Annotated in this window: 11 protein-coding genes; 6 read left to right on the top strand and 5 right to left on the bottom strand. The window is 63.5% G+C overall.

Annotated elements, in window-relative coordinates:
• The first annotated feature begins 641 nt into the window (after nt 1-641).
• Nucleotides 642-875 (top strand): hypothetical protein, encoded by a 234-nt coding sequence (locus SO140_RS44795; protein ID WP_449384488.1) that lies wholly within the window; start codon nt 642-644, stop codon nt 873-875.
• Between the two features lie 416 nt (nt 876-1291).
• Here the strand turns inward: SO140_RS44795 and SO140_RS44790 are convergent, their stop codons facing one another.
• The 5 genes from SO140_RS44790 to SO140_RS44770 all read right to left on the bottom strand — a co-directional run bounded on the left by SO140_RS44790 (nt 1292) and on the right by SO140_RS44770 (nt 5435).
• On the bottom strand, nt 1292-1492 hold the full coding sequence (locus tag SO140_RS44790; protein ID WP_449384487.1) for a hypothetical protein: 201 nt from the start codon (nt 1490-1492) through the stop codon (nt 1292-1294).
• A 335-nt stretch (nt 1493-1827) separates the two neighbouring features.
• Complete coding sequence (locus SO140_RS44785) at nt 1828-2193, bottom strand: nuclear transport factor 2 family protein (protein WP_449384486.1); 366 nt, start codon at nt 2191-2193, stop codon at nt 1828-1830.
• Between the two features lie 160 nt (nt 2194-2353).
• Nucleotides 2354-2704, bottom strand: coding sequence for a RidA family protein (locus SO140_RS44780; protein ID WP_449384485.1), 351 nt, complete (start codon nt 2702-2704; stop codon nt 2354-2356).
• Between the two features lie 150 nt (nt 2705-2854).
• Nucleotides 2855-3772: a CE1 family esterase gene (locus SO140_RS44775; protein WP_449384484.1), complete on the bottom strand. Its 918-nt coding sequence runs from the start codon at nt 3770-3772 to the stop codon at nt 2855-2857.
• Between the two features lie 4 nt (nt 3773-3776).
• Entirely contained in the window at nt 3777-5435 is a 1659-nt protein-coding gene (locus tag SO140_RS44770; protein ID WP_449384483.1) for an FAD-binding dehydrogenase, read from the bottom strand.
• Between the two features lie 259 nt (nt 5436-5694).
• Here SO140_RS44770 and SO140_RS44765 point away from each other — a divergent pair, with 259 nt between their 5' ends.
• From SO140_RS44765 to SO140_RS44745, 5 genes are all read left to right on the top strand, one after another.
• Nucleotides 5695-6216: a hypothetical protein gene (locus SO140_RS44765; protein WP_449384482.1), complete on the top strand. Its 522-nt coding sequence runs from the start codon at nt 5695-5697 to the stop codon at nt 6214-6216.
• 120 nt (nt 6217-6336) lie between these two features.
• Nucleotides 6337-6531, top strand: a complete 195-nt coding sequence (locus SO140_RS44760) for a hypothetical protein (protein WP_449384481.1) — start codon at nt 6337-6339, stop codon at nt 6529-6531.
• Between the two features lie 25 nt (nt 6532-6556).
• Complete coding sequence (locus tag SO140_RS44755; protein ID WP_474804574.1) at nt 6557-7147, top strand: SCO family protein; 591 nt, start codon at nt 6557-6559, stop codon at nt 7145-7147.
• A 94-nt stretch (nt 7148-7241) separates the two neighbouring features.
• Nucleotides 7242-8156, top strand: coding sequence for an ABC transporter substrate-binding protein (locus SO140_RS44750; RefSeq protein WP_449384479.1), 915 nt, complete (start codon nt 7242-7244; stop codon nt 8154-8156).
• 199 nt (nt 8157-8355) lie between these two features.
• Nucleotides 8356-9999, top strand: coding sequence for a lysine--tRNA ligase (locus tag SO140_RS44745; protein WP_449384478.1), 1644 nt, complete (start codon nt 8356-8358; stop codon nt 9997-9999).
• The last annotated feature ends 125 nt before the right edge of the window (nt 10000-10124 follow it).

Raw genomic sequence — 10124 nt, 5'->3', positions numbered from 1 at the left:
AGTCCTGCCAACTAGACAGACTGAATCACTGGTATCTCTGAGTCGCAACCGCGGCCTTTTTCAACGGAATCGGCCAACAGGCGACATTCGCGAAATGAAAGAGGCCGGTAGTCGAACGGCCCGTGCTCGGGCGCTTAGCTAGCTTTTCGATATTCGGCCGCCATGACGAGCAGAGTAGCTCGCACCGCTTCGGAACCCGCAAGCGCTGCCTGCCTCTTGCAGACAAGGCTCAAGTTACCGGGTCGCCGAAGTTCTGGTTACTCGTCGTCCTCGCGGGAGGGGGAACGGTTCGTAGGTCTTCCGTCCTGCGAAGCTGTCAGGTGGCGGTGTGTCTTTAAGAAGCTTACGGTGTTCGGCAAGCGCCTTGCGCGTCGCTTCGAGATGCTGGGCATCAAGATCTTGCAAGTAGTTTGGAAGGCGAAAGATACGACCTGGATTAAGGACCATTGGCCGCTCCCTTCCTCATGCAGGCTGGAGCGCGATCGATCGGTCTCTCAGCCACCGACGCCTACGGACAAAGCCTTGGCCGGTGATGCGGAGACAATACGCTCGTTCTGGAGAAGTTGCTGGCTGGAAGCACGCCAACGCCGCCGGAACTTCCGAAGGCTCGCTCCACTTTCCAATGGGATTGGGAGAGTGGCATGGACAGGAACGCGGAAGTTCAGCGGCTCGCCGAGGCTGAACGTCATCTCAGCGACGCCGAACGAACAATCAGTCATCAGATCATGGATATCGAACGGCTGCGCGCAGGCGGGCACCCCACCGCTGTAGCAGAGCAATTGCTTGAAACATACCGGCGTACCCTGAAGGAGATGCAGGAGCATAGGAATGAGATCATAAGGACCATCAAGGACATAGATGCGGGGCTAATTTAAGCGGCGCGCTGGGAACCGCCCCCCCCCCGCTGGTTTATGGGCATGTCAGATGCACTGGAACCGCTAGAGCAGCTTGTTGCACGTGCGAACGCCGCCGTTGCTGAAGTCCGTCGCTTGGTCAAAGCAAATCGCGAGTGGCGGCAGGATTGGATACGCCGGATTTAGTTCGACGCTACATTTTATCCGAAGCCTCGGAAACTCCATTCGGTTCGCGATTTTCCAAAACGGCGGCAATTCTATCCGCCATCTGGTCGCGCTGCGCTCGACCAAGATTTTCGCGAGCGATCCGCAGTCAACGTGGTGGTCGGGAGAACGATGACCTCGTGCCGAATGAGACGACCTACGCGACGACAAGCACGCAGACCATCCAGCCAGCGAGGAAGCGGCCAGCGTGGCTATTGCTAGTCGATAGGTTCTCATTCTTTCGGCGGTTGTAGCTCGGGAGATCGCAGCCATTCGCTTATGTGCGAGCCGGTCTCGGCTTGGCGAGCCTTCCGCAAGAGGGCCTCGCGGACCGCTCCTGGTGGGAGCAACTTGGCTTTCTCGTGTAGGCGCTTCGCCTCCTCGGCAAGGCGGTCTTCAAGGGATTGGATTGGCTTGATACGTCGACGTTGCATGGCTCGCACCCCTCGTGCTTGCGGGTCCTAATCCGCATGGTTCAGCATAATCGGCACCAAGATGCAGGCGCGGGGCATTTTGTTCTGTTCACTAGTGAACACAAATCGAACAAGGACACTAGTTCCTTCGAACTAGAACGGCCCTCGAATACGGACAGAACCTGGGCGCCAGCGGCACCGAAGTTTCCACATCGTCATGGCCGGGCTTGTCCCGGCCATTCAGGCCTTACCCTGCAGCACAGAGAACGTGGATGCCCGCGACAAGCCCGGGCATGACGACCTCGTTGATGCTCATATGCGATAGCCCTGCGCTGCAGGGAGGGTGGTAAGCCAGCTCACGCGCCCGCCGGCACCTGATCCAAGAATCCCGTGACGCTCTTGATGCGGCCGTCTTTCAGCACGGCAAAATCGGTACCCTTGATCGGGCTGTCGACGCCGTCTGGGCCGAGACCCCATGAAAAGCGCAGGTGCTCGCCATAACCATTGGGCTCGCCGATCAGCCTGAACCTGAACTCGGGAAAGCGCTGCTGCACACCGGCGATCAGCTCGTCGACGCCGTCATGGCCGTCGCCGCGCATCAAGGGATCGACATAGCTCGCATCCGCCGTCCAGTTCTCGCTGAGCAGTTCGCGCCGTTTGCCCGGCGCGCGCTCGTTCCAGAGATCGATATAGCGGTGGGCGAGGGTGGTGTGGTCGGTCATGATGGTCTCCTTCGAAAAGCGCCGGATGGTTCGGCTGTCCCTGACTATCGAAGGTTTGCGCGCGCCAATCGATTACCTCGGAGGTCATGCGCCTGCGAAGAACTGAAGCGCGATGATGCTTTCATCGCGCTTCTGGCCCGCACAGTCATCTTCCAGCGTGCTACTTGGCCGCGGTCACCATGATCTCGACGGTGTATTGCGGGGCGGCGAGCTTGGCTTCCACGGTGGCGCGCGCCGGCGTGTTGCCCGGCGACACCCAGGCGTCCCACACCGCGTTCATCTCCTGGAACGTCTTCATGTCGGTGATGTAGATCGTTGCCGACAGCAGTTTCGATTTGTCGGTGCCGGCCTTGGCGAGATGGCTGTCGATGGTCGCCAGGATGTCCTGGGTCTGCTTCGTCACGCTTTCACCGCCGGCCCTGCTGGCGACGACACCGGCGAGATAGACGGTGTTGCCGTGCACGACGGCCTGGCTCATGCGCGGGCCGGTTTCGAAACGTTGAATGCTCATGTGAATCTCCTGTTGGAATGGCGGCCCTGTCTAGCGCAGCCCCCTGTGCTCTGCCACCCCAGGCACGCATGCGTTGCCAGGCACGCATGCGTTGCCGGGCACGCATGCGTTGCTGGGCACGCATGCGTTGCCGGTGACGCATGCGCGGCCTCAAGGAAAGCGGCTGAAGAACGCCCAGATCGTGTCGGCGCCGTCGATGTCGCCGTTCTGCGGGCCGAGCAGGCCGTTCGCGACTTTTGGGAAACGTGCATCGGGGAAATGCCCGGGCATGCGATGACCGCCGCCATTGACGCGGTAGAGCACGACGTCACGCCCTTTCGGGCAGTACGAGCCGATCTGCGTCACGGTGGACTCGTCGTGAGGATTCCTGTCGGGCAGATCGGTTGCCGCGGCATCATCAGCTTCGCAGCCATTGATGCTACGCCAGAATGCCAGCGTCTTCGTGGTCGACCAGAAGCCGTCGGCCGCAAAATAACTCGCGCCGCGGCCGCCGTCATAGGGGATCAGCGGATCGACCGTGCCGTTCATGAGCAGCATCGGCAGCGGACGTGATGGATGGCAGGTGGCGGCCGATTCATCGGTGAGGTTCATGATCACGCTAGCGGCGGCCGAGAACAGATCGGCGCGGTTGCAGGCCAGCGTCATGGTCATCGCACCGCCATTGGAGATGCCGGTGATGTAGACGCGGCGCGCGTCCGCCGTGCCGTCTTTCACGAGCTTGTCGACCAGGGCTGCGATGAAAGCGATATCGTCGGTACCTTTGGGCGGCCCGCGACCGGCGCGTCGGGCGTCGGGTCGCGCATCGGCCCAGGCGTTGTTGAGCCCATCGGGAAACACCACGGTAAAGGAGTTGCGCTTGGCCATCAGCGGCCAGGATGTCCGTGTCACCATGTCGGCGCCGCGCTGGGTCTTGCCGTGCAGCACGATGACGAGGGGGGCAGGCTTGGTCGGCGCCGGCATCATGATGAACGTGCGCGTCACGCCATTGATGTCGATCGTGTCGGCCCGTGCGGGTGCGGCGAACTGCAGCACCGCAGCAAGAACTCCGATGCCCATCCGCCACAACATTGAGCTAGCCCACCGCCTTCGCCGCGGCGCGCCCGGCGTTGCGGCCCGAGAACAGGCAGCCGCCGAGGAACGTGCCTTCCAGTGAGCGGTAGCCGTGCACGCCGCCGCCGCCGAAGCCGGCGGCTTCGCCTACGGCGTAGAGCCCGGGAATGACCTGGCCCTCTTGTCCGAACACGCGCGAGTCCAGATCGGTCTCGAACCCGCCGAGCGTCTTGCGCGTCAGGATGTTGAGCTTGACCGCGATCAGCGGTCCATGCTCGGGATCGAGGATGCGATGGGGCGAGGCGGTGCGGATCAGCTTGTCGCCGATATAGCGGCGCGCATTGTGGATGTTCATCACCTGCGCGTCCTTGACGAAGGGATTGGCGATCTCACGGTCGCGCGCCTCGATCTGCATCCTGACATGGTCGAGCCTGAGAAGATCGCTGCCGGCGAGCTTGTTCATGGCCGGCACGAGCTCCTCGAGCTTGTCACGCACAATGAAGTCGACACCATGGCTCTTGAACGCTTCCACCGGTGCCGGCGCGCCCTTGTTGGTGGCGCGGCGCAACGTCATGCGCCAGCTTTTTCCCGTGAGATCGGGATTCTGCTCGGAGCCTGAGAGCGCAAATTCCTTCTTGATGATGCTCTGCGTCAGGATGAACCAGGAATAATCATAGCCGGTCGACGTGATGTATTCGAGCTGGCCGAGCGTGTCCGAGCCTGGAAACAGCGGCGCCGGCAGCCGTGTGCCCGTGGCGTCGAACCACATCGAGGAGGGGCCGGGCAGGATGCGGATGCCGTGATGTGGCCAGATTGGATTCCAGTTCTGGATGCCCTCGACATAATGCCACATGCGGTCGCGGTTGATCAGCCGCGCCCCGATGCCTTCCGTGATGCCGATCATGCGGCCGTCGACATGTTCGGGCACGCCGGAGATCATGAATGTTGGCGGCTCGCCGAGCCGCTTCGGCCAGTTCTGCCGCACCAGATCGTGATTGCCGCCGATGCCGCCGGAGGCGACGATCACCGCCTGTGCCTTCAGCGCGAAGTCGCCGACCACGTCGCGCGAGGAGCTCTTGCCGCGCTCGACACTGTCCGGCGCGAGGATTTTGCCGCTCACGCCGTCGACCGTGCCATTCGTGATGTTCAATGCATCGACGCGATGGCGGAACTTGAAGGCCAGCCGGCCGCTTCTCGCCGCCTCGCGCGCGCGGCGCTCGAACGGCTCGACGATGCCGGGTCCCGTGCCCCAGGTCACGTGAAAGCGCGGCACCGAATTGCCGTGCCCCATCGCGTCATAGCCGCCGCGCTCGGCCCAGCCGACCACCGGAAAGATGCGATGGCCCATCGCGCGCAGCCATGATCGCTTCTCGCCGGCCGCGAATGCCACATAGGCTTCCGCCCATCTCCGTGGCCAGTGGTCCTCGTCGCGGTCGAAGCCCGCGGTGCCGAGCCAGTCCTGCAGCGCGAGCTCGGCGGAATCCTTGATGCCGAGCCGGCGCTGCTCCGGCGAGTTGACCAGGAACAAACCGCCGAACGACCAGAACGCCTGGCCACCGATCGATTGCTCGCCCTCTTGATCGACGACCATCACGCGCTTGCCGGCATCGGCAATTTCGGTTGCAGCCACCAGCCCCGACAACCCCGCGCCGACGACAATGACGTCCGCCTGCTCAGCCATTGAGTTCCCCCCTGTAATCATCCGGATTGAAGTCAGCCGCCGTCGCTGAGATCAAGAGGAGCGACACAAGAATCCGTTAACTTGTTCCACTTTGGTGTTGGGACGGCGGGGGGATCGGCGAAGTGCAGCGCGGGCGCAACACCGGATTTGAATTTGTTTTGAGCGAGCCCACGCGCCTAGACAAAACCACGGTTAGGACGGACGTTAGCGGCGCATCACCACCTGACACACAGATTCGAATGGGACTGGGGCGGGGGACATGAAGTTTCTGACGGGGTTGCTCGCAGCGGTTCTCCTGTTCGCGGGCATGGGGGCCTCTCACGCGGTGGTTCGGATCGCCGACGACCGTGGCGGCCGCATCGGAACCTATGTCGACAGATACCAGGACCTGCGCCAGTCCGGCGAGACCGTCATCATCGACGGGCTCTGCGCCTCGGCCTGTACCATCGTCCTCGGGGCCATCCCGCGCGACCGCATCTGCGTGACCTCGCATGCGACGCTCGGCTTCCACGCCGCTTGGGATTTCGGCGTCAACGGCCGCGCCATCACCAATCCCGAAGCGACCCAGATGCTCTATGCGATGTATCCGTCGCAGGTGCGGCGCTGGATCTCGCAACGTGGCGGCCTCACCCCGCACATGATCTTCCTCAGGGGCAAGCAGCTCGAGTCGATGTACAAGCCCTGCTACATGGACGCGCAGGCCGCGACCAGCCGCCCGTCGCGCCGGGCTCTCCCGCAAGCGGGAGAACTGGAATCCGCCCGCGGGCAGCTGCTTCACTAACAAACCATCAGGACGAGCTGATCCGGGAGCTATTCTGGCCCACGCGCGGCGCTTGCCCGGGCGCGGGCCAGCGCCTATCTGAGGGGCAGGGAACCGGCGCGTATCGCCGCGATCATTGTCATGGCTCAACCACTGCAATCAGCGCATCCGGTATCGGACAATTCGCCCACTGCCGGCGGGACGCCATCCGTGCTGCTATTTGCGGGCGCGGGGCTCGGCGGACTTACGCTGCTGGCCACGCTGGCGCTGTGGTTCCACTACGGCAGCCAGGTGTTTTTTGAGGTGATCAGGGCCGGCCTGTCGGCCTGCTTCTGATCCGTACAACGGGATTCTCTCCACGATGAGCCGGACTGCCCGCCCGCTGGTGATCGCGACCGCCTTCGCCGCAAGCCTCGTCATCGGGCTGCTCGTGATGTTCTGGGCCATGGGCGGGGTCAGCAAGGTGGCTCAGCCGGCCGCGATCGGCGGGCCGTTCGCGCTCACCGACCAGAACGGCAAGACCGTCACCGACAAGAGCCTGAAGGGCAAGCCGACCCTGATCTTCTTCGGCTACACCCATTGCCCGGACGTCTGCCCGACCTCGCTGTTCGAGATCTCGGAAGTGCTGCGGGCAATGGGCAAGGACGCCGACAAGGTGAACGCCTATTTCATCTCGGTCGATCCCGAGCGAGACACGCCGTCGACGATGAAGGACTATCTCTCGAGCTTCGATCCGCATCTGGAAGGCCTCAGCGGCGATCCGGCCGAGACCACCAAGGTGCTGACGTCCTATCGCGTCTACGCCAAGAAGGTCCCGACGAAGGACGGCGACTACACCATGGACCACACCGCGCTGATCTACCTGATGGACCGCGACGGGAGGTTCGTCGCTCCGTTCAACATGAAGCGCCCGCCTGAGGAGGCCGCGGCCGAGCTGAAGCGGTACCTCTGAGATCGCCGAACCGGCCGTAATCCCCACTCGCGTTCCCGGCGGGATGGTCTATAAGGCCCTCCGATCCCAACAAAATCCCGCTAATCTCAAACCGATGGCCCCATCGCAACAGGCGAAATCGCTCAAAACTGTCCGCCGCCTCCTGATCGGGCTGGCGGCGGTCGGTGCCTGCCTGTTGTCGGCGGCGCCCGGCGCCCTTGCGCAGGCGCCGGCCAAGCCGGCGCCTGGAGCGCCTCAAGCCGCTCCCCAGGCCGTGCCCGGCTTCTGGGATCCCCGCCGGCGGCCCGAACGGCCGGACCTGTCGCGCCTGACCGTGATCCGCTTCCTGACCGAAACCGACTATCCGCCGTTCAACTACACCGGCGCAGACGGCAATCCGGCCGGCTTCAACGTCGATCTTGCGCGCGCGCTGTGCGAGGAGATCAAGGTCACCTGCACCGTGCAGATGCGCCGTTTCGAGACGCTGATCGACGCGCTCTCCTCGAACCGCGGCGATGCCATCATCGCGTCCATGGCGGTGAGCCCGCAGCTCCGCGCGCGCGCCGATTTCACCGATCCCTATTATCGCGTGCCTGCACGCTTCGCCTCGCGCAAGGACGCGGTGATGCCGGAAATCCGTCCCGAATATCTCGAGGGCAAGAAGGTCGGCGTCATAGCGGGCTCCGCGCATGAAGCGTATCTCAAGGCGATGTTCACCGACGCCGAGCTGCACGGCTATCCCAACGACGAGGCCTTGCGCACCGCGCTTCGCCGGGGCGAGGTCGACTTCATCTTCGGCGATGCCATCTCGCTGGCGTTCTGGATCAACGGCACGGATTCCGGCGATTGCTGCGCGTTCTCCGGCGGCCCCTTCATTGAGAGCCGCTTCTTCGGCGAGGGTGTCGGCATCGCCGTGCGCAAGGGCAACGACCTGTTGCGCCAGGCGCTGAACTGGGCGCTGTTCCGCGTCTGGGAAAAAGGCCGCTACACCGATCTGTGGCTGCGGTATTTTTCGGTGAGCCCGTTTTAGCCGTCGCCCCGTCATCAGCTCCTCATCCTGAGGAGCTTGCGAAGCAAGCGTCTCGAAGGATGAAGGCCCGGCTCTCTCTCGGCCTCGCCCTTCGCGACGCGCGCGAAGAGCGCGCTCCTCAGGGTGAGGGTCTGACATCGCCCACAAAATTGCATTCTGCCCGGAAATCGCTATTTTCCGCGGCCCGGAGGCCCCTTGAATGTCCGTTATTGACCCTGCCGCCAGCCCGAGCGATCTGCGTGCGCTCGCCGAACAATCCAACGCCTGGCCGTTCGAGCAGGCGAAGGCGCTCGTCGCGCGGCTGAAGAAGAGCCCGAAGGACGAGGTGCTGTTCGAGACCGGCTACGGCCCGTCCGGCCTGCCGCATATCGGCACCTTCGGCGAGGTCGCGCGCACCTCGATGGTGCGCCATGCCTTCCGCGTGCTCACCGAGGACAAGATCAAGACGCGGCTGATCGCGTTCTCCGACGACATGGACGGGTTTCGCAAGGTCCCCGACAACGTGCCCAACAAGGAGATGCTGGCCGCGCATCTCGGCAAGCCGCTGACGCGGGTGCCGGATCCGTTCTCCAACGACTATCCGTCGTTCGGGCACCACAACAATGCCCGCCTGCGCGCCTTCCTCGACAGCTTTGGCTTCGACTACGAGTTTGCCAGCGCGACCGACTACTACAATTCGGGCCGTTTTGACGCGACGCTGCTGAAGATGCTTGCCGCCTACGACAAGGTCATGGCGATCATCCTGCCGACGCTCGGGCCGGATCGCCGCGCGACCTATTCGCCGTTCTTGCCCATCAGCAAGACCACCGGCGTCGTCTTGCAGGTGCCGATGATCCGCCGCGACGTCGCTGCCGGCACCGTCACGTATGTCGATCCCGACACCGGTGAGGAGGTCGAGACGCCTGTCACTGGCGGTCATGTGAAGTGCCAGTGGAAGGCGGATTGGGCGATGCGCTGGGTCGCGCTCGGCGTCGACTACGAGATGGCCGGCAAGGACCTGATCGACTCGGTCAAGCTCTCGGGCGCCATTGCAAGGACGCTCGGCGCCACGCCGCCCGAAGGCTTCAATTTCGAGCTGTTCCTCGACGAGAAGGGCCAGAAGATATCGAAGTCGAAGGGCAACGGCCTGACCATCGACGAATGGCTGCGCTATGCGCCGCCGGAATCGCTGTCGCTGTTCATGTATCGCGAGCCGAAGGCGGCGAAGCGGCTCTATTTCGACGTCATCCCGCGCAATGTCGACGACTATCAGCAGTTCCTCGACGGCTTTCCGCGGCAGGATGCCAAGCAACAGCTCGGCAATCCCGTCTGGCATATTCATGACGGCCATCCGCCGAAGGCCGATATGCCCGTCACCTTCCAGCTCCTCTTGACGCTGGTGTCGTCGTCGAACGCGGAGAACGCCGAGACGCTGTGGGGCTTCATCCGCCGCTACCGCCCCGGCGTGAGCCCGCAGACGCATCCGAAGCTGGACGCGATGGTCGGCTACGCCATCAACTACTATCGCGACTTCGTCGCGCCGACGAAGCAGTTCCGCGAGCCGACCGATAGCGAGCGCGCCGCATTGCAGGACCTGCGCGATGCGCTCTCGCAGTTGCCGCAGGAGGCGTCGGCCGAGGACATCCAGAACGTCGTCTACGAGATCGGCCGCCGCGAGCCGTTCCTCGATCAGGTCAAGAAGGGCAAGGATGGCCGTCCCGGCGTCACGCTGGACTGGTTCAACATGCTCTACCAGGTCCTCCTCGGCCAGGAGAAAGGCCCGCGCTTCGGCTCCTTTGTCGCAGTCTACGGCATCCAGAACGCCGTCAACATGATCGACGGCGCGCTGGCGAGGAGTGCGTAGCCGCGCATTCGATGTCATCGTCCGCCTTGTGCGCAATTGCGCACTCGAGCGGACGATCCAGATGCTATGGGGTAAGCGGCGACTGGGGTAAGCGGCGGTGAGGGTGTGGACACCCCTCGAACGCC

The sequence above is a fragment of the Bradyrhizobium sp. UFLA05-108 genome, assembly GCF_059803455.1.
Note: the sequence above shows the minus strand (reverse complement) of the source record. Positions and strands in the feature narration are given on the sequence as shown.